General features: G+C 69.9%; 19 protein-coding genes and 1 CRISPR repeat array. Of the genes, 8 read left to right on the top strand and 11 right to left on the bottom strand.

Features of this window, described 5'->3' with window-relative positions:
* Position 1 precedes the first annotated feature (1 nt).
* From FOF52_RS06415 to FOF52_RS06390, 6 genes are read right to left on the bottom strand one after another with little or no spacing between them, the layout of a single operon-like run.
* On the bottom strand, positions 2 to 967 hold the full coding sequence (locus FOF52_RS06415) for a hypothetical protein (RefSeq protein ID WP_248592917.1): 966 nt from the start codon (positions 965 to 967) through the stop codon (positions 2 to 4).
* Positions 964 to 1,971: a type III-B CRISPR module RAMP protein Cmr6 gene (gene cmr6, locus FOF52_RS06410; protein ID WP_248592916.1), complete on the bottom strand. Its 1,008-nt coding sequence runs from the start codon at positions 1,969 to 1,971 to the stop codon at positions 964 to 966. The genes FOF52_RS06415 and cmr6 overlap by 4 nt, the downstream gene beginning before the upstream one ends.
* Positions 1,968 to 2,441, bottom strand: a complete 474-nt coding sequence (locus FOF52_RS06405; RefSeq protein WP_248592915.1) for a type III-B CRISPR module-associated protein Cmr5 — start codon at positions 2,439 to 2,441, stop codon at positions 1,968 to 1,970. Before FOF52_RS06405 ends, cmr6 begins: the two co-directional genes overlap by 4 nt.
* Entirely contained in the window at positions 2,434 to 3,333 is a 900-nt protein-coding gene (gene cmr4 / locus FOF52_RS06400; protein WP_248592914.1) for a type III-B CRISPR module RAMP protein Cmr4, read from the bottom strand. Before cmr4 ends, FOF52_RS06405 begins: the two co-directional genes overlap by 8 nt.
* On the bottom strand, positions 3,330 to 4,460 hold the full coding sequence (locus FOF52_RS06395) for a type III-B CRISPR module-associated Cmr3 family protein (RefSeq protein ID WP_248592913.1): 1,131 nt from the start codon (positions 4,458 to 4,460) through the stop codon (positions 3,330 to 3,332). Before FOF52_RS06395 ends, cmr4 begins: the two co-directional genes overlap by 4 nt.
* Positions 4,457 to 6,190, bottom strand: a complete 1,734-nt coding sequence (locus FOF52_RS06390; protein ID WP_248592912.1) for a Cas10/Cmr2 second palm domain-containing protein — start codon at positions 6,188 to 6,190, stop codon at positions 4,457 to 4,459. Before FOF52_RS06390 ends, FOF52_RS06395 begins: the two co-directional genes overlap by 4 nt.
* A gap of 2,646 nt (positions 6,191 to 8,836) precedes the next feature.
* Between FOF52_RS06390 and FOF52_RS06385 the strand changes: the two genes are divergently transcribed.
* The 3 genes from FOF52_RS06385 (at position 8,837) to FOF52_RS06375 (ending at position 11,924) form a co-directional block, all read left to right on the top strand.
* On the top strand, positions 8,837 to 9,979 hold the full coding sequence (locus FOF52_RS06385; protein WP_248592911.1) for an acyl-CoA dehydrogenase family protein: 1,143 nt from the start codon (positions 8,837 to 8,839) through the stop codon (positions 9,977 to 9,979).
* 385 nt (positions 9,980 to 10,364) lie between these two features.
* On the top strand, positions 10,365 to 10,772 hold the full coding sequence (locus tag FOF52_RS06380; protein ID WP_248592910.1) for a YciI family protein: 408 nt from the start codon (positions 10,365 to 10,367) through the stop codon (positions 10,770 to 10,772).
* Between the two features lie 6 nt (positions 10,773 to 10,778).
* Positions 10,779 to 11,924 carry an RNA polymerase sigma factor gene (locus tag FOF52_RS06375; protein WP_248592909.1) on the top strand — a complete coding sequence of 382 codons (1,146 nt, stop codon included), beginning with the start codon at positions 10,779 to 10,781 and terminating at the stop codon, positions 11,922 to 11,924.
* A 176-nt stretch (positions 11,925 to 12,100) separates the two neighbouring features.
* On the opposite strand, the gene FOF52_RS06370 is transcribed toward FOF52_RS06375, so the two are convergent.
* Positions 12,101 to 12,484 (bottom strand): DoxX family protein, encoded by a 384-nt coding sequence (locus tag FOF52_RS06370; protein WP_248592908.1) that lies wholly within the window; start codon positions 12,482 to 12,484, stop codon positions 12,101 to 12,103.
* A gap of 291 nt (positions 12,485 to 12,775) precedes the next feature.
* Between FOF52_RS06370 and FOF52_RS06365 the strand changes: the two genes are divergently transcribed.
* On the top strand, positions 12,776 to 13,330 hold the full coding sequence (locus FOF52_RS06365; RefSeq protein ID WP_248592907.1) for a putative immunity protein: 555 nt from the start codon (positions 12,776 to 12,778) through the stop codon (positions 13,328 to 13,330).
* Between the two features lie 584 nt (positions 13,331 to 13,914).
* The gene (locus FOF52_RS06360; protein ID WP_341849766.1) at positions 13,915 to 14,055 is read left to right on the top strand and encodes a zinc-binding dehydrogenase; all 141 of its coding nucleotides are present in this window, start codon (positions 13,915 to 13,917) and stop codon (positions 14,053 to 14,055) included.
* Between the two features lie 266 nt (positions 14,056 to 14,321).
* Here FOF52_RS06360 and FOF52_RS06355 read toward each other — a convergent pair whose 3' ends face one another.
* Entirely contained in the window at positions 14,322 to 14,840 is a 519-nt protein-coding gene (locus FOF52_RS06355) for a MarR family winged helix-turn-helix transcriptional regulator (protein ID WP_248592906.1), read from the bottom strand.
* Positions 14,841 to 14,889: 49 nt separating this feature from the next.
* On the opposite strand from FOF52_RS06355, the gene FOF52_RS06350 reads away from it, so the two are divergent.
* Positions 14,890 to 15,921 (top strand): LLM class flavin-dependent oxidoreductase, encoded by a 1,032-nt coding sequence (locus FOF52_RS06350; protein ID WP_248592905.1) that lies wholly within the window; start codon positions 14,890 to 14,892, stop codon positions 15,919 to 15,921.
* A 637-nt stretch (positions 15,922 to 16,558) separates the two neighbouring features.
* Positions 16,559 to 16,830: a CRISPR direct-repeat array (repeat unit 28 nt; unit sequence GGACCATCCCCGCGTGCGCGGGGAGCAT).
* A gap of 278 nt (positions 16,831 to 17,108) precedes the next feature.
* Here FOF52_RS06350 and FOF52_RS06345 read toward each other — a convergent pair.
* A complete protein-coding gene (locus FOF52_RS06345; RefSeq protein WP_248592904.1) occupies positions 17,109 to 17,840 on the bottom strand; it encodes a helix-turn-helix domain-containing protein in 732 nt (243 codons plus the stop codon).
* 39 nt (positions 17,841 to 17,879) lie between these two features.
* Positions 17,880 to 18,185, bottom strand: coding sequence for a 4a-hydroxytetrahydrobiopterin dehydratase (locus FOF52_RS06340; protein ID WP_248592903.1), 306 nt, complete (start codon positions 18,183 to 18,185; stop codon positions 17,880 to 17,882).
* 155 nt (positions 18,186 to 18,340) lie between these two features.
* On the opposite strand from FOF52_RS06340, the gene FOF52_RS06335 reads away from it, so the two are divergent.
* The gene (locus FOF52_RS06335) at positions 18,341 to 18,790 is read left to right on the top strand and encodes a hypothetical protein (RefSeq protein ID WP_248592902.1); all 450 of its coding nucleotides are present in this window, start codon (positions 18,341 to 18,343) and stop codon (positions 18,788 to 18,790) included.
* 8 nt (positions 18,791 to 18,798) lie between these two features.
* Here FOF52_RS06335 and FOF52_RS06330 read toward each other — a convergent pair whose 3' ends face one another.
* On the bottom strand, positions 18,799 to 20,094 hold the full coding sequence (locus FOF52_RS06330) for an SUKH-4 family immunity protein (protein ID WP_248592901.1): 1,296 nt from the start codon (positions 20,092 to 20,094) through the stop codon (positions 18,799 to 18,801).
* A 220-nt stretch (positions 20,095 to 20,314) separates the two neighbouring features.
* Here FOF52_RS06330 and FOF52_RS06325 point away from each other — a divergent pair, with 220 nt between their 5' ends.
* Positions 20,315 to 22,684, top strand: a complete 2,370-nt coding sequence (locus FOF52_RS06325; RefSeq protein WP_248592900.1) for a lysylphosphatidylglycerol synthase transmembrane domain-containing protein — start codon at positions 20,315 to 20,317, stop codon at positions 22,682 to 22,684.
* The last annotated feature ends 21 nt before the right edge of the window (positions 22,685 to 22,705 follow it).

Raw genomic sequence — 22,705 nt, 5'->3', positions numbered from 1 at the left:
GTCAGGGAATGAGGTGGATGAGTCCTTCACCGAACGGGGTCAGACGCCATTCCTCACGGTGGCGTTCGTAGGCGTACCCTTCCAGCAACCGGTGGGGGGACATGGGGAGCAGGCGGCGCCCCATGCCGTTCGAGGGCTGGTCGTTCTTGTCCACGCCCTCAAATTCCTTCTCCAGCACCTCGTAAGGCAGGACGCGTAGCGGCAGGCGGATCAGGCTGTTCAGGTCGTCCTCATGGAGGACATAGGCGGATACCGAGGCGACCTCGCCGTTATGGACGAGGCCACGCATGCCTTCGGCCAGTCCGATGAGGTAGGGGATGGTGGCCTTGTAGCCGCCGGACAGGTGGAAAACGTAGTCCGCTCCCGGGCCCACGATGTGTCTGATGAGAGTATGGCCGAGTCGGCCCAGGCTTCCCATGGCCTGGAACATGGCAGTGTCGCCGCCGACGGCGAGACCGGGAATCGGTGCGATGATGACACGGCCCGCAGCGTGTCCGACGGTGTCCTGCGGGTTGGCGAACCAGACGATGCGGGTGGGATCGCCCGAGGTCAGCGCCAAGGCGTTCCACAGCGCCGAGCGCAGTCCCGGCACGGTGTCGGTGGCCAGGAGGACGACGGTGTCTTTGCTTCGAGAACCCAGTCGCGCCTTGCGTGGCAGAGGCTTGGATCGAGAGTCGCTGTAGCGGGCCAGGGAGGCGAGTTCAGCGCTGACCCGACTCAGCCACAGGTCAGGGCGGACTTCACCGATCTCCGCGGCGAGGTCGGCGGCGAGGGGGGTACCCGGGACGAGCTGCTCGGAGAGGTGCCGTCGATGACGGATGAGGTCACCGCTGGCGGGAATCATCTCCGAGGCCCGGTCGATGAGGGCGTGGAGCACGTCTTCGTGGTCGCCGTCCAGACATTGGTCCGGCTTGTTGACAAGGCTGTTGCGTAGGGACAGGCCCACGGAGACCAGATGGACGGTCACGGTTCCTCCCAGTTGTCGGTGGATGTGGCGGTGAGGTAGCCATAGCCTGCGGTGGTGCGCGCGCCGATCCCGTTCTCGCTACAGGCACGGGCGAGCCATTCCGCGGCTTGCTCAGTGGACTCAGAACTGTCACCGACGAGGTCGGCGACGAAGGTACCGCTCAGCGACAGGAACGGCAGCGGGATCGGCTGGTGATGCTCACCGGGTGTACACGGTTCTGTGCCGCTGTCGGTGTGGTAGGTGTGCTGGTGCGGGGTGATCACGTCACTGTGCACGCGCAGACAGTGACGGGGTTCGCGGCTGGCTTTGGGAAGGGCATCCAGAAAGCGCACGCCGCATCGGCTGCCGTGGAGGTCTTCCTCATCCTCTGAGGTGGTCGGGGTGCCGAAGACCGCCGTGTAGCGCTCAGCGGACACTTTCTGGTGGCGTGCCCAGGCAGCGGCTGCTCCTTTGAGGGTGGAACCCGGTATGAGCGGCCAGCCGTAGGTGCCGTGCAGGCTGAGACCGAACTCGTGAGCGCCGGTCTGCTCTCCCAAACCGGTGACCAGTCGCCACTCAGCGGTCAGTTCCACACGGCGTATGTACCGGTGCCCACGCTGACGAGTGTTGAGGGCGCGCAGGGCGTGACGACGGCGCTGGTCGACCACGGCTGCCCAGTCGTCCTGGTACCCGAGACGGTGTTTGCTGGCCCAGTCGAGTACGGGTTCTTCGGGGCGTGCCTTGGAGTTGCTGGGGGAAGAGTCGAGCACGGTCAAACGGCGTAGGACGACCAGGGCGTTGGCGGAGTCGTTCAGCTTGGGGTCGGGGCGTCCGGTGTAGTGGATCGTGCTGGACCGGTGGGGCAGGCGACTCTTGTCCAGCAGGTTCGGTTCCTGCTTCACACTGGCGCTTAGAACCTTGCCCAGTGCTCCGGCATAGGAGACGGACAGAATCTCCTCCGGAGGGAGGTTGTCCCGATTACGGCGGCTGGGACGGGTTTCGCGACGGCCACGGGGAGGGGTCATGCCTGTTCCTCGACTTCTTCGCCGACGGTGCGTTCGGTTGTCTCTTCCAGCTCGGCGCGGGCAGCGGCCGCCAGCTTTCCGTAATAGGCGTCAGCGATCCGGCTCAGCCATCCGGCAAGCAAGTCGATTTCGGCACTGACCCGGCTGTAGGTGGTGAGGCCGGCGTTGGTGAGCATGGTCAGGAATTCGCGAGGGGTGGACTGGGCGGTCAGCCCGGGCAGCAGGTCGCGTTGACTGACGTGCTGGATGATCACCTCGCACAGTCGGGTGTAGGCCTGTTCGAGAGGGTCACCGTTGCCGCTCCTGCTCTCCGCGAATGCGAACGCGGCGACCAGTCCTGAAGAACGCAGTCGCATGGGGAACTGGCGCATCCGGGTACGGAGGCGTTTGGCGAGTTGGGGGTTGGTCACCACGGGACCGATGACCCTCTCGGCCTGGGCCGCCATCTGCTGATCCACTCGTTCAACCATTGCGGTTTCCTTCAACGATTCGGGTCCACACCAGGCCTTTTCCGAGGGTCTCGTCACCGCCGACCTGGAGCAGTGAGCCGTGCAGCAGCCCCCGAAGCCGCTGGACGGTTTCGGGGCTGGGGGTTCCCCGCAGGGTCAGCACTGCGGCAAGGATTGTTTCAGCGGGCAGGTATTCGCTGGTGAAAGGGCCTTCGACGACTTGTTTTCGTTCGGGGTGGAGCTGCACGCGTACCGAAAACTCGGTGCACTCGCGCAGTAGCACGGACATCGGTTCGGAACCGACCACCAGAAGGTCCTTGGCGAGTTTGGAGGCGAATGCGCTCAGGTGGTCGGCGTCGCCGACGGCGTCACTGGCCAACAATTTCGCCCAATCAGTGACCGGATCGGGAGTGTTGTCGCCACCACCGGGGCGTTGGAGCTTAACCAGGCAGGGGCCGAGTACTTCTGGAGACGCCCCGCCCCATTCGCCTCGACCGCAGGCCCCCTCTTTGCCGTCTGTGTTGGGAATTGTGGGTACGGTGTCGCCGCGTCCGATGATGGTGTACTTGCGGGCCAGGCGGCTCAGCGCGAGCTGGGAGGTGGCCCAGGCGAAGGAACGGCGTAGGGTGGGGACCGGAAGTGCCACGAGTTGGGCGTCGCCCACCGCGAGCTTCCCCGGGGTGCTCTCCTCTTCGTCGCTCACCTCAGAGCCGAACACTTCTTTCTGTTGGCTTGTGCTCCAACCGGCGTCGCGGGCGGCCTGCCGCAGCGCGCCTTTGAGGCTCTGACCCCAGATAAGCGGATAGTTGGTGCTTTTCTCCCGTTGAATGGGCAGGTCGAGCGCGCCGTCGCTGGCCGCGGCTCCGGGATGCAGAGGAGACTCGGCGTACAGGTACAGCAGAAAAGCGGTCATGTCCAGACTCCTGTCAGTACGATGCCGAATCCGGCGGTGTCCAGCCGGGGAGCGTCAGTGGGGGGATGTGGCTCGCCGTCAGACGGGATGGTCCAGTCAGCGGAGGGGGCCAGTGCCCGGCCGTGCCAGGAAGCCGCGGTAGCGGCGGCGGTGTCTTCGGGAAGGCGGATCAGGTACACCGATCCAGGGGGGACCGCCCAACGCAGTGTGCGGGTACGGTTGAAACCCCGTTTGGGTGAGGCGGTGGCCACCGGGATCGGATCGCCCAGGGCCGCTGCGACCAGAGTCGCCTCCGGCGGCAGTGGCGGGCGCCAGCCGTCGGGCCACAACGCGGGTGTGGCCACGTACAGCAGCACTCGGCCACCGGGAAAGTCCTCGGGTCCCTGAGGCCATGCCACGGAGCCCGTAGGGAGAGCGGTGACCTCGGCAAGCCGGGAGATCCCGCCCAGCGCCACTGTGCTACGCGCCAGCCCTGTCCGCTCGGGGGGCGGGACGACCTCGGCGAGAAAGGCCCACCCATCACGGGGGCGCAGGTGCGTGGCCTGGTAGAGGTACCCCGGACGCACACGCCGGTCCTGGAGAGCGATCCCGATCCGGTGTTCGGGCACCAGGGGTTCCTCGTCGTCCGGCATTCCCAGGCGAGAGCGTTTCAAGGCATGGTTCTGAAACAGCGTGCCGCGCAGGTAGGACGACAGGCTCCTTCCGGACATCCACCCTTGCACCGGCTCCATCTTGGTCAACACCTGCGGCGGCAATTCCAACAGGGATTCAGGAGCACCCTTGAGATCAGCCAGGTCGGTGTCGTGCACGGCGGATCCCACGGTGAGCCGATACACCGATTCCCGGTTTTTGGCAGCCACCACGTCGGAGGGGACGGAGAAGTAGGGGCGCCATACCCCGCTGGTGTCCTTCTTGCCCAGCACCGGACCGCGTACCGCCGCTAGGTCGCCCCCGTAGGCACTGGCCAGTGCCCCAGCTATGGTGCTGGGCCGGGGAGTGACCGTCTCTGCCAGGGCCGTGTTGCTGTCCCGGGAACTGAATTGCCGGCCGTCGCGTACATGGACAGTGTCGTGGGGTTCAAGCACCACCCACGTGGTGTCTCTGCTGCCGGTACGGTCAGTTTTCATCGGCACTCCTGACGCAGGAACACCCCGACCCGGGCCGCCGCAATCAGGGTCTGCTCGGACTTCGTGGGCGAAGCACCGTCGGACAACCCCAGGATCCGGAGTCGGTCCGCGGCCCGTAGAGCGAACTCCTTCCGCTGGTGATCGGTAGGGGCGGAAGTGTGCCGGTAGATGAGACGCTGCAGTTCGGCAGCGAAGGTGTCCGGGCTGAGGCCGAACAGGGCAGGAGCGTCGCGTTCCAGATCCCGCAGCAATCCCGGGGACAGCCGCGCCGTCTGCATCCCTGACCGGGTGAAGTCCGACAGGTAGTCGCACACCAACATCTCGGGGTTAGACGGGTCGGGAACCCATTTCCGCACATATGTCTCCTGGGTGCCGGAGCGCCGCAGGTATCCCACAGCCAGGGCGTGCTTACCAGGCACACTCTTGGCGGCGGCTAGGGCCGCGCGGCTTGCGGCCAAGGCCAGCCGCAGCGGGTACCTGCGATGGAAGAACAGCAGTGCGCTACTGGCGTCAGGCAGGTCCGCGGACACCTCGGTGACCGCCTTCTTGCAGGCACGGGCTCCCGCCAGAGCCGTGGCTGCGGGTAGGAAGGCCAGCAGATCGTCGCCCCCCGCGTAGACCTCGACGCCCAGTTGCGCCGGATCACGCAGAAGAGAGGTCTGTTTCTCAGCGACCCGCCTGAGCTGGTCGGAGATCTCGGCGTGCCGCTTTCGGGACAGGTTCTCCTTTTTTGTCTTTCTGGAGAGATGAGAGCCCATGTCGTCCAAGTCCTGGGCGAGAACCGCCAGGTAGGAGGCGGGAGGCGCCACCTGGAACTTCTCCTCCATGACTTTCTGGAGGTTGGCAGCCGCCATGCGGCCCAGGGCCACCACGTCACGAAAATCCGTGAACTCCGCTCCGGAAGTGGGCTTTCCGAGTTGACGGGCCAGTGACTCCGCCGACCACGAGTCGGGGTAGACCCACTGGCCACCATCTCGCCACAGCCACTGGGCAGCTTCACCCCGGGGTTTAGCCATACCAGGCAGTGGCCGTCCAGGGATTCCTACTCCCGCTTCCTTCACCGCCTCACGCAAGTCGTCCACCACGGTGGACACACGCGGGCATCCCATCTGCTCGAGCACGGCAGCCCGAAACGGGGCCGAGGCGATCCCGTAGGTCGAGGCGATCCCGCTGTGGTGGCGACCACGCTCGCGTTTCACCCAGTTGGCAGCGCTCAGCGTGTCACGTTCGAAGGGGCGTAGGTTCTGACGCGGCGGCCTGGTGGCCGGCCAGCGGGGACTCAGCTGGCAAAGACCGGCCGACCGCACCTCCAACGCTGCGAAATCCCGGACCTGTTTGCGAGCCACCAGCCGGCGTTGGGCTTCCCTCCACTGCTCCGGATAACCGCCTTCCCGGGGTGGGACCACTACCCACGTCACGGCGGGCATACCAGGTGTGTCCTCATCACGCCCAAGGAACCGTCGCAGCCAGTCCTGCCAACACTCACGCACCCGTTCGGATGCTTTCCGTGCCAGCGCGGTCCCCTGCCCCGCGGGGGCCAGCGCCACCACCCGGTTGGGCATCCCCACTTCTTCCCGGGCTGAGGTCGGGAAGACCAGTTCGGCTTTGGAAGCCTCGCACACTGACACGGCCTGCGCGGTCAGTTCGGCGATGATTCGACTGCCCGCACGTAGGTCCGAGGTTGTTCGGGACTCCTCAATGAACCGCTGTACTCCTGACAGCGCGACCATCACTAGGTCCTGACCACCCACATGACCTCCATCTGACGTTTCACCTCCGTGAGGAACAGGCTGTCTCCTCCATCTCCAGCCCAGTTGTCCTTTCCTGGGGAAACCCCGCGCCGGGAGTAGCCCATGGTGTGGTCTCTCCGCCAGGTCGCACTACCGAAGCAGCGCAACGGCTTGGCAGTCGCGTCTGCCGCTTCAAGCGCAGGTCACGCTGGACACCTAAGGCAGGAATCACTGACATTAGCGACAAGCGCTGACTTTTGTTGGGAGAACGCTGTCAATTAGTTCAAATTGTGGATCGTCTCTCTCAGGTTGTAGGCAACCAAAACTATGCTTGACGCGCCGCCGAAACTGGGTAAACAGAGTGGTGTACCCATTGGACCAGGAAAAACGCTCGAGCATTCACATCCCGAACACCCCTGGTGCAGGACCGAAAACTCACGATTGCCTCTCGAACGGCTCCGCCGGGAAGTCCTCCGAAAGGCTGTCTCCTGTGGGTGACAGGAATGCTTCGGCTGTGCGAGGACGATGGTGAAGAGTCCGGCCCCCTGACAAGCTGCGGAAACGGTCCCAGCGGGTGGTGTCCAAACCGCCTACCCGGCACCAGTGCCGAAGCGGTGGACGACGGTGTGGGCGACGCCGACGACACCCGCAAAGGCACGGCACAGGTCTGCGACAGCCACGAAAATCTGGAAGCCCTGGTCGTACAGCGACGCGCCGACGGTGTACTGGCAGCCCTCCCGGGACTGAGTGAGAACCGTGGCGGATTGGAACGGCCCACCGGCGCAGCACCCCGCTCGCGCATCGTCGCCGCATCAGCCCTGTGCCTGCCCTACCTCCTGGACCGGTCGTCGCACTTCTCTGGTTGGGCATGCCGCCTCCTCCTCGCCGAGAAGGCAAGAGTGCGGCGAACCAGCCCTGTGACCGGCAGGCGAGGCCGGCGAGCTGGTCGGGTCCGCGCCGCCGACAACCTGCGGAGTCTGGGCAGCCTGGTGGGGCTCCGCCGCGATCGCCGTGTGGGAAGGGGAGGGTGAGCTGGCGCCATCGGCCCCAGGATGTCCCCCGTGGTCCGGACGGCCAGGGCGCTGTCGCCGCGACGATCCGGGCGTGCCAGGAAGTGGTTGTGTTTGCCTGACTGCTCACCCGGCAGAGGGCGTAGCGATCCCCGCACTGAGTCGCCGCGACCGGAGGGGGCGAACACCGGTGCAACCCAGGCGGTGTGCCTGGCCGAAGAGGTCACCGGCCCGACATGATCACCGCCCGGTTGGGGGACCGGGGCAACGCCGCTGGGACGGCTGCGATCCATGATGAAGGGGCAGGGGAGTTGGACTCCGCGTGTGGTTCTGCGCGCGCCGTGGGCTCACACGTCGTGGGGACGGCCCTGGGCCGGGAATGCGGTGCTTGTTGCGCTTACGCAGAGAACGGGCGACAGACGTCCGCAATAACGGAGGACTTGATGGGCTGCCCTGGCGGTGCTGGAGTCGGTCGGCCCTATCCCGAAGCCGCTGTGCGGGTCGACGGCTGCTTAGTAGGCTGACCACCATGGCTGATCGGACATCTCAAGAGATATCGGCCGAGTTCGCGGCGATCATGCTTGGCGGCCGGGTGAGCGACAAGCCCCCGCCTCCTGACTCCACGCTCGGGCGGCTGCGCGCCTATGCCGCGGAACACGGGGAGGAGACACTGACCCCGGAGCTTGTACGCAAGGCACGTGAGGGGGAGCTTTAGGCGAGGAACTCCAAGGGCGTCAAGGAGGGTACCCCGAGGTCTTGGGATTCACGGTTCGGTGGGGTTCAGCGGCTCCTGAGGAGCCCTTGGACTTGTCTCCTCTTTGCCGCCCTGCCGCAACCGTTGCGGAAGGCGCTCAGGGACGCCCTGAGTACGAGAGAGAAAGCCGTGCTCTTCCTCGGGGGCGAAGGACCCCTTGTTCTCAACGATAAGGAAATGTTTCCGCGAGAGCGGGGGAGTGGCAGGGGAATGCGGCCCCTGCCGCCCAGCGGCCGAGGACAAGGGAAACACCTCTGGTTCCGAGAAGGCGTACCGCCGGACCAAGGGCACTCCGATTCGGGACAGCTCCTGTCCGGTTTCCGTGCGCATACCAATTCGATGCTCTCGGCACCGCGGTTCCCACGGGGCAACCCTCTGTTCCGCGAGGTTCCCTGCCGTTCACCGTGGGAAAGGGTCTGCTGGACGAGTTCCCTGGTCTTCGGGCCTGGTGCTCGTCGGCGGTGTACGTCCGGTACCTGCGGTGTTCCGGGAGAGACACGGTGGTGCTTCAACGGGCAACCGTTAACCTGGCGGAAGCGTTTCTGTACGGAGTGCCGGGCCGTTGGCCAAGCAGATACGGGAGAGCGTGCCGTAACGGTCGCAACGGCGGCTGCGCGTAGGGGGTCGACGGCCCACACCCGCTGCCGGCAGGGCAGGACAGTCCACCCGACGCCAGGGCGAAGGACAAGGAGCGTTACTCCCGTGAACGCACGGGCGACAATGAGAAGTGCCGGAGCGGTGCGAACCGTCGCCCCGACAACCCACGGCACCCGCCCCCGGACCACGCCCCGTTTCCGGCGACCCTCCGCACGCCCCCGACCGACCGGACGCCGACACCGCGACCCGAGACCGGGACGCACCCGCACCCCTGAAAGGCACCGAATGAAGCGGCAGCTCTTCACCCCCGAACACGACGTGTTCCGCGAAACCGTGCGCTCCTTCCTGGCCCGAGAGGTACTGCCGCACTACGAGCAGTGGGAGAAGGACGGCATCGTCTCCCGCGACGCCTGGCGCGCGGCCGGCGAACAGGGCCTCCTCGGACTCGACGTGCCCGAGGAGTACGGGGGCGGCGGCACCGACGACTTCCGCTACAACGTCGTCCTCAACGAGGAGTTCGCCCGCGCCGCAGCCCCGGGGCTCGCCCTGAGCCTGCACAACGACATCATCGGCCCCTACCTGACCGGCCTGGCCACCGAGGAGCAGAAACGCCGCTGGCTGCCCGGCTTCTGCGACGGCACCCTCATCACGGCCATCGCCATGACCGAACCCCAGGCGGGCTCGGACCTGCAGGGCATCCGCACCCACGCCGAGGACGCGGGCGACCACTGGGTCCTCAACGGGTCCAAGACGTTCATCTCCAACGGCATCCTCGCCGACCTGGTCGTCGTCGTGGCGAGGACCACCCCGCAGGGCGGCGCCCACGGCCTGTCCCTCCTCGTCGTCGAGCGCGGCATGGAAGGCTTCGAACGCGGCCGCAATCTCGACAAGATCGGCCAGAAAGCACAGGACACCGCCGAACTGTTCTTCCACGACGTACGCGTGCCCAAGGGCAACCTGCTCGGCGAGCTCAACAAAGGCTTCGTCCACCTGATGACGAACCTCACGCAGGAGCGGCTGAGCATCGCCGTCGCCGCGATCGCTGCCGCCGAGCACGTCCTGGAGATCACCACCACCTACGTCAAAGAGCGCCAGGCCTTCGGCCGCCCCCTGGCTGCCAAGCAGCACATCCGCTTCGAGATCGCGGAGATGGCCACCGAGTGCGCCGTCACCCGCGCCTTCCTCGACCGCTGCATCGAGGAGCACGTCCGCGGCACACTCAGCGCTGTGGACGCCTCCATGGCCAAGTGGTGGGCGACCGAACTGCACAAGCGGGTCGTCGACCGCTGCCTCCAACTCCACGGCGGCTACGGCTACATGACCGAATACCCCGTCGCCCGCGCCTTCACCGACAGCCGCATCCAGACCATCTACGGCGGAACCACCGAGATCATGAAGGAGATCATCGGCCGCTCCCTGCTCGACTGAACCCCGCACCGGCTGCTTCGGTGGGCGCTGGGACGCCCGTGGACGACGCGCCCCACCCGCGCGGACACGGCCCGGTCCATGCCCCCGCGGCACGATGCCCGTCCGGGGAGCGGTTCCCCGTCCAGGCCATCGACATCCCCGAAACGGGCCACGCACCCCGGGGCCTCCACGGCCGAGGCCCCTCTCAGGCCTTCCAGGCGGCGCCGGTCAACACCGTCCCTAGGGAGAAAGAGGCTTCCCGCCACCGTCCACGGCACCGCAGAGCACGCGAAGACCTTCGAGAGCCGCCAAAAACTTCCCCGCGGGGATGTAGAGAACCCGCATACGGCTCCGTCTCCGAAGTGAGCACGACCACAATGGGTCGTACCGCACCAAGGAGAACACGATGGCCAAGTACCTGCTGCTCAAGCACTACCGAGGCGCGCCGGCACCGGTCAACGACGTGTCGATGGACCAGTGGACACCGGCCGAGGTCGAGGCCCACGTGCGCTACATGGAGGATTTCGCCGCCCGACTGGAGGAGACCGGCGAGTACGTCGACAGCCAGGCGCTCTCCCCGCAGGGCACGTTCGTCCGCTACGACGGCCAGGGGCGGCCGCCGGTCACCGACGGGCCCTTCGCCGAGACCAAGGACCTGATCGCCGGCTGGATGGTGATCGACGTCGACACCTACGACCGGGCACTGGAACTGGCCGGTGAACTGTCCGCGGCCCCCGGCGCGGGCGGCAGGCCCATCCACGAGTGGCTGGAGGTGCGCCCGTTCCTGGACCCGCACCCGACCACCACGGAGTGAGCGACGGTGGACGAAGCCCTGCTACGGGCTCTCATCCCCACCGTGATCGGCGTCCTCGTCCGCCGCGGAGCCGACTTCGCGACAGCCGAGGACGCCGTACAGGACGCCCTGGTCGAGGCCGTACGCCGGTGGCCGGACAGCCCGCCACGCGATCCCCGGGGCTGGCTGACCACCGTGGCCTGGCGCAAGTTCCTCGACACCGTCCGTGCCGACACCGCCCGGCGGCAACGCGAGGAACGCGCCGACAACGAACCCGCCCCCGGCCCGGGCCGGGCGGCGGACGACACGCTGTGGCTGTACTTCCTGTGCGCGCACCCCTCACTGACACCGGCCTCAGCCGTCGCCCTCACACTGCGCGCGGTCGGCGGCCTGACCACACGTCAGATCGCCCGCGCCTACCTCGTGCCGGAAGCGACCATGGCCCAGCGCATCAGCCGGGCCAAGCACACCGTCTCAGGGGTCCGCCTCGACCAGCCCGGTGACGTCGCCACCGTGCTGCGCGTGCTCTACCTCGTCTTCAACGAGGGCTACTCCGGCGACGTCGACCTCGCCGGAGAGGCGATCCGGCTCACCCGCCAACTGGCGGCCGCCACCGACCACGAAGAGGTCGCGGGCCTGCTCGCGCTCATGCTGCTCCACCACGCACGCCGCCCCGCGCGCACCGGCCCCGACGGCGGACTGGTGCCCCTGGCCGAACAGGACCGCACCCTGTGGGACACCCGCCTGATCGCCGAGGGCGTCGACATCCTGCAAACGGCCCTGGCCCGCGACCGCCTGGGCGAGTACCAGGCCCAGGCCGCCATCGCCGCGCTCCACGCCGACGCCCGGACCGTCGAGGAGGCCGACTGGGTGCAGATCGTGGAGTGGTACGACGAACTGGTACACCTGACTGACAGCCCGGTGGCCCGCCTCAACCGGGCCGTCGCGGTGGGCCAGGCCGACGGTCCACGGGCCGGCCTGGCCGCCCTGGCGGACCTGGACCCCTCCCTGCCCCGGTATACCGCCGCGGCGGCCTACCTGCACGAACGTGACGGTGACCTGCCTACTGCGGCGCGGCTGTACACAGAGGCCGCCCGGTCGGCCTCCACCCTCCCCGAACGCGACCACCTCACGCGGCAGGCCGCACGCCTCAACACGCGGTTGCGCGGGTGAGGCGAGCAGGCCGCCGGAGACGGACCGCGCCCGCCCGGCGGCTGGACGGACAGCACCGCAGGGCTGTTGCGGCTTCGAGCAGTCCGGGCTCTGCGACGGGCACCGCAGGCGGTCGTGCTGCCGGGCAGGACCGGCAGCAGCGGGGGAGGGGCGGACACCGGTGCGCCCCGATCGCGTCATCCGGGAAAAGGGGTGTGGACGAAGCGGCCCCACGCGACGAACGCGGCGAGCAGAAGGTAGGCCAGGTTCAACGCCATCAGCGCGAACTCGCCGCGGCGGCCGTGGGTGATCATCGCCCCGACCATCAGCGCGACCCAGCACAGGGCGGTCACCGGCACCAGAACCGGTGCGATGCCGAGCACGGCGGGCAGGACCAGGCCCACCGCGGCCAGGAGTTCGAGGACGCCGAGGGTCTTGACGAAGGCGGCACTGGCGTCGGCGGTCCATCCCCCGCCCTGGACGGCGGCCAGTCGGTCCTTGGGCACGAAGGTCTTGCTGATACCGCCGACCAGGGCCACTGCGGCCAGCAGCCCGGCGGCGATCCACAACACGAGGTCCATCACCTGCTCCTCACGGAAACGGTCTGCACCTCCCGTGACGAGACAGCGGCTCCGCCTGTGACACCTCCGCACCCGAGACCCGTGCAACGAACACGCCACCGACTGACTTCCGGTACGGCGAGCACGCGATCGACGCCGGGACGGTCCGGTCCCGGCGCCGCCCGCGCGGACAGGCCGTGACCGCAGTTTGAAGGTTTTTCTCCGTTGTCCAGCAGGAACGCCGCCGAAGTCCACACCGGAGGTTCACCGATACGGTCGAAGTGACTCCGGCTGCCGGGGGAGAGGAAGGGTATGGCGGACGGTTCCACGGCCATCGAACTCAGCCTGTCCGAACTGCGTGAAGTCACCGGTTACGCGGTGGCGTGCGCGCGGCCCGCGTTGGCGGTCTTCGAACGTGAACGCCCCGACGACCGGCGCCCGCGATCCGCGCTCGACGTCGCGCAGGCGTTCGCGGACGGAGCCAGGCGGACCAAGGCACTGCGGGACCACGCATGGGCGGCACACCGGGCGGCCCAGGAGACCCGCGACGCGGGACAGGCCGCGGCCAGCGACGCCGCGCGCGCTGCCGCCCACGCGTGCGGTGCGGCGTTCCTCCATCCCCTGGCCAAAGCCACCCAGGTCAAGCACATCCTCGCCTCAGCGGCCCACGCCGCACGCGCGCTCGAACTGGCCGCCGGAGACGATCCCACCGTCGGAGCCGACCACCTCGCACAGTCGCTGCTCCTCGCGAGCCCGGTCGTGGCGGACGTCCTGAGGCGCTACCCGGCCGCCCCGCCCGGCGGAGGACGGGTCGGAGCACTGATCCGCCAGTTGGACACGTCGCTCCGGTCCACTCCGACGCGCTGATCTGATCTACGTCGTAAAGAGGGTGGTTCTTGTACTACGAAAGACCACATGAGTTCATACACCTCCCCGGAAAAGTGAGGTGCTCCCCGCGCATGCGGGGAGCACGGCCGCACCAACGCCGAAGACTCGTCGATCACGGGACCATCCCCGCGTGCGCGGGGAGCATCGCCACCACAACGGCACCAGCGTGTCGACGATCGGACCATCCCCGCGTGCGCGGGGAGCATGGGGAGAGAATTTTCCCGCCCGGATCAGCAGAAGGACCATCCCCGCGTGCGCGGGGAGCATACTGAACGACCTGCGACTTTACCACCGCTCGGTGGTGTTTTCATTCACTCTTGAAAATCCGGCAAATCGTCCAAAGGGCCCAGTGGTGCATCTAAAGGAGTTAGGGCGGCTTGTAGCGGAGGCCCGCAAAGTCCTGGACGGAACGGTGCTCCTGCCCTGACCCGCCCCAACCACCCTGAGACCAGGGGGCCAGCCCGGCAGTGGTTGACCGTCGGCGACGGCACGGTCCCGGCATGCTTCTCCGAGAGAAGAGACCCCTGGCCGCTTTCCTCTGCTCAACGGCCGACTAGTAGTCGGTGTGGGCTCACCCCGGCCAGGCCGCGGCAGGTCGGATCCGCCCGAACATCGGGCAGACCTTTCCGTTGGAGCAGGCAGCCGACGCCCACACCGCCCTGGAGGCCCGCCGAACCCTGGGCAAGACCGTGCTGCTGGTCTGACCGGCGCGGGACGGGGCGCACCGGCAGGAACCGACAGCGGGTGACCATCGCGGCAGTCGCGCGGGAGGGCCTCACCGGGGTGTTCGGGGAGACGGCGTCCAGCGGCAGGATTGCAGCTCCAGCGGTGGGCTGGTCCCGCCCCTATCAGGACGTGGCAGGGGCGGGGCCGGCTAGGGCTGCCACGCCAGGTCCGGCCGGAGCAGGGGAGGGGCACGGGGGCGGACGCCGTCTCGGGGACGTGGGCGGGCTCTGCCGTACGGACCGGGTCATCCCGTCTTCGAAGTGCGGGAATTCGAGCTGCGCCGTGGGGCGGGCGTGCTCGGCTCGGGCAGGTCGAGGTGCCTGCGCAGGGCGGCGGTGATGTCGTCCACGGCGGCGAGTTGGTCGGGGGTGAGGGCGTCGACGAACAGTTCGCGGATGGTGCGCAGGTGCGGAACGGTGGCCGAGTGGAACGCCTTCGAGCCGTCGGGGGCCATCACGATGTGCGCGCCGCGGCTGTCGGTGGCGCACTCCTCGCGTCGGATGAGTCCGCGGCGCTCCATGCGGCCGAGGTGGTGGGACAGGCGGCTGCGTTCCCAGCCGACGACCGCGGCCAGTTCTGAGGAGCGGAGCCGGTTGTCCTCGGCCTCGCTCAGCGCGAGGAGGACGGCGTAGTCGCCGGGGGAGAGGCCGGTGTCGTGCTGCAGGCGGCTGGTGACCAGGGTGCGCAGCTTCTCCGTGGTTTCGAGGAAGTTCCGCCAGGTGCGCAGCTCGTCGCGGGTGGGCAGCTTCCGTGGGCGTGACATGGGCCTCACCTTCCCATAGTTGACGCGTCAATTACTAGGAGGCGATGACATGGACAACCTCGTACTGGGCCTGGACACCTTCGGCGACCTCCCCCGGGACGACTCCGGCGCGCTGTTCTCCCACCCCGCCGCGATCCGGCAGGTCATCGACGAAGCCGTGATCGCCGACGAACTCGGGGTCGACGTCATCGCCGTCGGCGAGCACCACCGCCCCGACTACTCGATCTCCGCCCCCGAGACCGTGCTGGCCGGAATCGCCGCACGCACCTCGCGCATCACCCTCGCCTCCGGCGTGACCGTGCTCAGCTCCGACGACCCCGTACGCGTCTTCCAGCGCTTCGCGACCGTGGACGCGATCTCCGAGGGCCGCGCCCAGGTCATCCTCGGCCGCGGCTCGTTCACCGAGTCCTTCCCGCTGTTCGGCTACGACCTGAGCGACTACGACGTGCTGTTCGAGGAGAAACTCGACCTGTTCGTGAAACTCCTCGACGAGAAGCCGGTCACCTGGAGCGGCACCACCCGCGCCGCGCTGCACAACGCCGACGTGTACCCCAAGACCGAGTCCGGCCGACTGGACACCTGGATCGGCGTCGGCGGATCCCCGCAGTCGGTCGTCCGCACCGCACGCTACGGACTGCCGCTCATACTCGTGATCATCGGCGGCTCCCCCCTGCGCTTCCGGCCCCACATCGACCTCTACCGGCGCGCCGCCGAGCAGTTCGGCACGGTCGCCCACCCCGTCGGAATGCACTCGCCGGGATTCGTGGCCGACACCGACGCCGAGGCCAGACAACTGTTCTACCCGGCCTACAAGGTGATGCATGACCGGATCGGCGCCGAGCGCGGCTGGCCGCCGCTGCGCCCGGCAGACTTCGAGGCCGAGATCGAGCACGGTTCGATGTACGTCGGCTCGCCCGAGACCGTCGCCCGCAAGATCGCAGGCGTGGTCAAGGAACTGGGCGTCGGACGCTTCGACCTGGTCTACAGCGGCGGACCCCAGTTGGCCGCGGCCCGGAAGCGCGCCGTCGAACTGTTCGGCGAGAAGGTGGCGCCCATGGTCCGTGACATCCTGGCGGGCTGAGCGATGGCCACCTTCGGAATCCTCGGCGCCAGGAACGCTCTGGACTGAACTGTTCGGCGCCAGTACCGACGCTGCCGAAGGCCGCGCGATGCTCGACCGGTTCCCCGCTTTCGAAGCGGGCCGCTGCCTCGCCGAGGTCCGCGCCGCATCACCTGCTGGAGCACACCGCTGACCGAAACCACCCCGCCCTCGTGGTGGTGCGCATCACCACACGCCCAGCAGTCGAGAGACGACCACGAACACCACCCCCAGACCGCCGCAGTAGGCTTTCCCGACGCCGGCGCGACAGGACCGGCCCCACCTGGGCCTGAACCGGGTATCTGTCCCGTGTCCGGCAAGTCGACCGGCCCAGCGAAGATCCCTGCGACACAAGACCGGGCCTGACAGCGACCAGCACACCGGTCGAGCACAACCGGCACGGGGAGCCGTCACCAGGGCTCTGCTCCGCCGACCGCCGCCACGGTGTGTGGGGGGCACTTCGACCCCCACACACCGTGGCGGACGCCGGATCCCGAACAGCCGGGACACGGACGTCGAGGGAATGCCTCCAGGAGCATCGGGCCTGGCGGTACGGGCGACGGTCCAGCGCACCACAGCCGGGACGACCTCTGTTCCGGTCCCGCACAAGCTGCTGTCGGGACCATCCCCGCGTGCGCGGGGAGCATGCGAAGCCGCTCCATGTGCGTGCCACCCAACGAGGACCATCCCCGCGTGCGCGGGGAGCATTCAGCGTCCGGAAAACCACTGTCCCCAACAAACGGACCATCCCCGCGTGCGCGGGGAGCATTACGAATAGGAGGACAAGTGGCCCTTAAAAACCGGACCATCCCCGCGTGCGCGGGGAGCATGTTCTGCGCGATGCTGGCGTCCCGCGGCCCTGTGGACCATCCCCGCGTGCGCGGGGAGCATACTGAACGACCTGCGACTTTACCACCGCTCGGCGGTGTTTTCATTCACTTCTCGAAAATCCGGCGAATCGCCCAAAAGGCCCAGGGGTGCATTTAGGGAAGTCGGGACGGCTCGCAGCGGAAGCCCGTAAAACCCTGGACGGAACGGTGTTCCTGCCCTGGCCCGCCCCAACCACACTGAGACCAGGGGGCCAGTCCGGCAGCGGCCGACCGTCGGCGACGGCACGGTCCCGGTATTGCCCCTCCACAACGAAGGAGAGCCCGGCCGCTTTCCTCTGCTCAACGGTCGGCCAGTAGTCGGCGGGGGCTCACCCCGGCCAGGGCGCGGCAGTCCCGTGACAGGTGCGGCTGGTCGGTGTAGCCGGCCGCGCACGCCAGATACGCCAGGTCGGCGGGCGCTCCCGGGCGGCGCGCCAGGCGCAGGAAGCGTTGCAGCCGCAGGATGCGGCGCAGCGTGGCCGGACCGTAGCCGAACACCGCGGTGCAGCGCCGGTGCAGCTGCCGCTCGCTCAACGCGGTCTCCCGCGCCAGCTCCGCCACCGGACGGGAAAGGTCGCGTTCCAGCAGGCCCGCCACGGCCACCCCCACCCGGTCCGCCTCGGGCGCCTCCGCCGACCAGCCGCGCACATGCTCCTGGAGCACGCGCAGCCGGTCACGCGCCCCGCCCGCCTCGGCGACCTGCTCGGCCACGTGCCGCTGCACCCGCGAACCGAACACGTCCTCCAAGCGCACCCGCCGGTCGCGTGCCCCCGGGACGTCCAAGCCCAGCGCGGTCGCGGCCCGCCCCGGGCGGAACCGCACCCCCACCGCCTCGGTGCCCGGCGGCAGCGCGAACGTCCACGCCGCCGTCTCCGGCCCGCACACCAGCACCGACCCGTTGTCGAGCCACAGCACGTCCACGCACCCGTCCGGGACCAGGCGGTGCGTACCGCCGCCCAGCCGCGTGGTCCAGCCCAGCACCACGTCACCGGCCAGGTCGGCGGGCGGAGCAACAGCGGTGTAGGGAGTCACACCCGACACGCTAGCGGCGGCCGGTGACATCCCGGCCCCTCAGCGGGGCGGGCGGGGCCGGGCGTCGGAGCCGCCCATCTCGATGGTCTGCTCGATACGCGCCGCCAGTTCCACGTCCGTCTCGGTCACCCCCGCCCCCGGGGTGGCCACCCGCACCACCAGCCCCTCGGGGGCGGCCTGCGTGGCCACGTGGTCGGACTCGTCCGCGGTGACACCGGTGACCGCCGCACGCATCCCCTCCGGATCGCCGGTGGGCGCCAGCCGGGCCAGGGAACCGGCCCGGTGCTCCCAGTGCGCCAGGCTCACCAGCGCGGTGGAGATCTCCTCCTCGCTCAACACCCGCACGGGAAGCCTCCTCTCCTCGCCTGTCGACGACGCTGCCCCCACGCTGCTACCCGGATCCGCCCCGGCCACCGCACCGCCGAGCCCGTGCGGCAAACCGCGGGTCAACATCCCCCTCGCCGGCATGGGGCGGCCCGCCCGGGGGAAGCGCGACGGGCATGGACCACCACCGTGTTCCGGCCCCGCGCGGCGCGGACCGTCGACCCCCGGGAGTCGACGACGCCACCGTCGCGGGCGTCGGCAAGCTCACCGAGGCCCTGGAGACCATCGAGCGCGCCCGCGGCCACCTGTACGCGATGCACCAGCTGACCGGGCGCGCCGACGCCATGCTGGACGAGGCGGTGCGGCTGCTGCGCGAGGCCGGGCACCACACGGTCGCCGAAGCGGTCCAGCGCCGCCTGGTCGGCCGCAACGTCGTCGACGGACGCTGGACCTACCAGCTGGTGGAGGAGTACGACGACGGCTACTACGCCGAGTTCCGCGCGCTGGAGCGGCACGCCCGGGAGGAACTGCTCGGCGGAGTGCGCCACGCGTACGAGTCGGCGATGAAGGAGGAGCGCCGCTCAGCGGGCGAACCCGGCCACGAGGCCCACCCCCCGCACCGGTGAGCCGCCGCTCACAGCAGGCCGTCCCACATCTGCTCGACGACCACCGACCACCAGTGCTCGGGGTCGGTGAACACCGAGGCGTCGATGCCGGCCAGCTCCTCCTGGAACTCCGCGACGGTGCGGCCCGCCGCGTAGGGGTCCTGGTCGCGCATGCCGGGCAGGGTGCGGGCCAGCAGCGCCAGACAGCGGCCGAACGCGGACACCGACCGGTTGATGTAGCGCAGCGCGCCGCTGTCCACGTCGACGGCCCACACCGTCCCGGCGTCGGGGGCGGTGCGGCGTACCACGACCGCGCTGCCGCCGTCGCTGCCGATCCGTACGTGGTCGCCCAGCGCCTCCTCCAGCGCCGGGTCGCCCACCCGGGCGCCCAGGGCGCGCAGGTGGGCGGCGGCGTCGCAGAACAGCCCCCCGGCGGGCGGGTGGTGGGGCGGGTCGGCGGCGAAGAAGTGGGGGACCAGGCCGGGCAGTCCGGCCCGGGCCAGGGTGTGCTGGGTGGGCTCGGGCAGGCCGGTGGCGGCCAGGATCTCGGTGTCGTAGCGCCGCACCTGCAGGAACGCCTCCGACAGCAGCTGCTGCAGGGTGTCGTCGGCCATCGGGGGGCCCGGGCGACCGGTGGGGAAGGGCACCCGGTTGGGGCGCGGCCGCGGCGGGGCGCCGGCCAGCCGCTGCACGGTCTCGGCCTGGTCGACGCGTGCGGCCATGCCGCGGGCGCGGGCCGCGCGCGTGGGCCCGTAGTCGTGGGAGCAGGACACCTCCACGCCGGTGAAGGTGTCGCGCAGGAACCGGCCGTGGTAGCCGCCGGGCAGGTCCGCGGGGTACAGGTCGGAGTGGATGCCCACGACCGCTTCGGGCGGCACCCCCATCCACCGCAGTTCGGTCCAGATCTGGATCTCCGGGGGCGGTAGCCCGGGGCCGGAGGAGCGGGTGAGGAGCATCTCCTCCCCGGTGGCGTCGCGGTAGGTGAACACCACCGAGTTGCCGGGTCCCACGACCGGCGGCAGCGACGGGTCGTAGGGGAAGTGGTCGCCGGCGTACTTGTCGCGGTACATCCGCACCACCTCGTCCAGGGGCGCCGACGGCCAGGTGCTCAGCTCGCCGGTGCGCCGGTCGACCACCGCGCACGCCTCGTCGGCGGGGGGACGCCGCTGCCCGGTCGCCGGGTCGTGGTCGAAGGCGGCGGGGGCGGCCCACACGACCCAGCCCAGGTCGAACTCGTGGGCCCGCACCTCCCGGCGCCGCCCCGGCGGGGCGTATCCGTTGAGCCACGCGTCCGCGATCGCGACCGCCTGCTCATACGTGATCATGTCTCTCCTTCGCGGGGGACGGCGACACAAAGCGTGCTTCCGGTGAGATTACCGTTCTGCCGGGCGGGACGATCCTGCCGTCCCACCCCGCCGCGGCACCCCCGCAGGGGGCCGCATCCGGGGCGTTGCGGGGCGTCCGGGCCGCCGCGCGGGGCGGCTGTCGGCCGCGCGCGGCGGCACGACGCGACAACCGGCGGCCGGGCAGGGCAGGGTAGAGGACGTGACCACGGCAGAGACCACCCGTACCAGTGCGCCGGACGCCGCCGCGGGCGTCGCGCGACGGCCCTTCGACCTGCTGTTCACCGTCGCCGGATGCGCACTGCTGGTCTTCGCCCTGCTGTCGGTGGCCCTCGTGGCCGAGCCGTCGACGGTGGGGGAGGCCGCCGAACTGCGTTTCCTGCTGCCGCCGTCCCTGCTGGGCCTGGCCGCGGGCCTGGCCAACCTGGCCGTGCTGCTGCTGGGCGGCATCACGGTGGCCGAACGCCTCATCCGCCGCGACGTGCGCCACGTGGTGCGGGTGCTGGCCGCGGCCGGGCTCGGCTACGGCGCCACGGTGGCCCTCAACACGGGCCTGACCGCGCTGCTGGGCGCGGCGGTGCCCGCCGTCCTCAGCGCCTCCGAGGGGGGTGTGGCCAGCAACCCGCTGCACGCCTACCTCGCCGCCGCCGTGGCCTACCTGCACGCCACCCGGCCCGTGCACCTGGTGCGCGTCACCGGTCTGATGGGCGTGGGCGTCGCCGTCACCGCCGCCTCGGTGCTGCTGTCCGGCTACACCACCGCCCTGGCCCTGGTGCTGACCCTGCTCGTCGGCGCGGTCAGCGCCTCCCTGACCAGCTACGTGGTGGGGGTGCGCATCCCGCCGCCGGCCACCGAACGGCTCGTCGGCGAACTGGGCCGCCTCGGCCTGGAGCCGCTGTGCCTGGACCCGGCGGGGGAGGACCACGAGGGCAACCAGCGGTTCGTGGCCGAGACCGTCGACCGCCGCCTGGAGGTGACCGTGCTCGCCTCCGACCCGGCCAGCGGGGTCGTCAAACGGCTGCTGTCGCGGATCGTGCTGCGGGACGCGGTGGCCCCGCCGCTGCTGCTGGGCCTGCGCGACCGGGTCGAGCACACCGCCCTGATGGAGTACGCGGCCGCCGCGGCGGGCGCGGCCGGTCCGCGACTGCTGGCCGTGGGGGAACTCGACTCCTCCGCGGCCTTCCTGGTCCGCGAGTACGTCACCGCCCGCCCGCTGGCCGAGCTGGCCGACGCCGAGGTGGGCGAGGACTTCCTCGACGAGGTCTGGGCCCAGCTGCGGCTGCTGCACCGCCGCCGCGTGGCCCACCGCGGGATCGGCCCCCGGGCCGTCAGCCGCCGCAGCGACGGACGCGCCGCCCTGACCGGGCTGTCCACCGGCAGTGTCGCCGCCGGCCCGTGGATGCTCAGCCTCGACAACGCCGCCCTGCTGGTCACGCTCGCGCTGCGGGTGGGGCCGCGCCGCGCCGTGGACTCGGCCGTGCGCAACCTCGGCACCGACACCGTCGCCGCCGTGCTGCCGTTCCTGCAGAGCGTGGGGCTGCCCGCGGGGCTGCGCCGCGCGCTGCGCGGCCACCGCGGCCTGCTCGGCCGGTTGCGTGCGGAGATCTCCCGGGTGGCCCCGCACGCGCCCGCCCAGCCGGTGCAGCTGGAGCGGATGCCGCCGCGCACCGTCGTCACCGTCGTCGTGGCCACCGTGGTGGGCCTGGCCCTGGCCTACCAGCTCGCCGGGGTGGACTGGGGCACCATCAGCGACCCCGACCCCCTCTGGACCGGTGCCGCGGTGGCCCTGTCGCTGGTGTGCGTGGCCGCGCCCGCCGTGGCGCTGCTGGGGTTCTCCCCGGTGCGGCTGCGGCTGTGGCGCACCGTGCTGGTGCAGTACGCCTCCTCCTTCGTGCGCATCGCCACCCCGGCGGGCGTGGGGTCGCTGGCGCTCAACACCCGCTACCTGATCCGGGAGGGCACCAGCACCGCCCAGGCGGTCTCCGCGGTGGGGGTGTCCCAGCTCGCCGGGCTCATCACGCTGGTGCCGCTGCTGGTGCTGTGCGCCTACCTGTCCAACACGGGCTACCCCGGCGACTTCTCCCCCTCGCTGACCCTGCTGGTCGTGGTGGGGGTGCTGTCGGTGCTGGCCGCGGCCCTGCTGGCGGTGCCCCGGCTGCGCCGCGCCGTCTCGGGCCGGCTGCGCCCCCACCTGCACGGGGTGCTGCCGCAGCTGCTCGACCTCCTCCACCACCCGCGCCGCCTCGCCCTGGGCCTGGGCGGCACCCTGCTGCTCACCGTGAGCCTGGTGCTGTGCCTGTACACCAGCATCCTGGCCTTCGACGTCACCCCGTCGCTGGCCGCCGTCGGCGTCGTCTACCTGGCGGGCAACGCGCTCGGCTCGGCCGCGCCCTCCCCGGGCGGCCTGGGCGCGGTGGAGGCCGCGCTCATCGGCGGCCTGACCGCGATCGCCGGGGTGCCCGCCGCCGCCGCGCTGTCGGGGGTCCTACTGTTTCGGCTGCTGACCTTCTGGCTTCCGGTGCTGCCCGGCTGGCTGGCGTTCACCCGGCTGCAGCGCCGCAGGGCGATCTGACGCGGACGTGTGAGTGAGGAG

This window comes from Thermobifida alba (assembly GCF_023208015.1).
Lineage (GTDB): Bacteria > Actinomycetota > Actinomycetes > Streptosporangiales > Streptosporangiaceae > Thermobifida > Thermobifida alba.
This window is presented reverse-complemented; position numbering and strand designations above follow the sequence as displayed.

Coding starts and splice junctions, on each gene's coding strand:
- cmr6 (WP_248592916.1), bottom strand. CDS start 1,971: ATGACCCCTCCCCGTGGCCGTCGCGAAACCCGTCCCAGCCGCCGTAAT.
- FOF52_RS06405 (WP_248592915.1), bottom strand. CDS start 2,441: ATGGTTGAACGAGTGGATCAGCAGATGGCGGCCCAGGCCGAGAGGGTC.
- cmr4 (WP_248592914.1), bottom strand. CDS start 3,333: ATGACCGCTTTTCTGCTGTACCTGTACGCCGAGTCTCCTCTGCATCCC.
- FOF52_RS06395 (WP_248592913.1), bottom strand. CDS start 4,460: ATGAAAACTGACCGTACCGGCAGCAGAGACACCACGTGGGTGGTGCTT.
- FOF52_RS06390 (WP_248592912.1), bottom strand. CDS start 6,190: ATGGTCGCGCTGTCAGGAGTACAGCGGTTCATTGAGGAGTCCCGAACA.
- FOF52_RS06385 (WP_248592911.1), top strand. CDS start 8,837: ATGAAGCGGCAGCTCTTCACCCCCGAACACGACGTGTTCCGCGAAACC.
- FOF52_RS06380 (WP_248592910.1), top strand. CDS start 10,365: ATGGCCAAGTACCTGCTGCTCAAGCACTACCGAGGCGCGCCGGCACCG.
- FOF52_RS06370 (WP_248592908.1), bottom strand. CDS start 12,484: ATGGACCTCGTGTTGTGGATCGCCGCCGGGCTGCTGGCCGCAGTGGCC.
- FOF52_RS06365 (WP_248592907.1), top strand. CDS start 12,776: ATGGCGGACGGTTCCACGGCCATCGAACTCAGCCTGTCCGAACTGCGT.
- FOF52_RS06355 (WP_248592906.1), bottom strand. CDS start 14,840: ATGTCACGCCCACGGAAGCTGCCCACCCGCGACGAGCTGCGCACCTGG.
- FOF52_RS06350 (WP_248592905.1), top strand. CDS start 14,890: ATGGACAACCTCGTACTGGGCCTGGACACCTTCGGCGACCTCCCCCGG.
- FOF52_RS06335 (WP_248592902.1), top strand. CDS start 18,341: ATGGACCACCACCGTGTTCCGGCCCCGCGCGGCGCGGACCGTCGACCC.
- FOF52_RS06330 (WP_248592901.1), bottom strand. CDS start 20,094: ATGATCACGTATGAGCAGGCGGTCGCGATCGCGGACGCGTGGCTCAAC.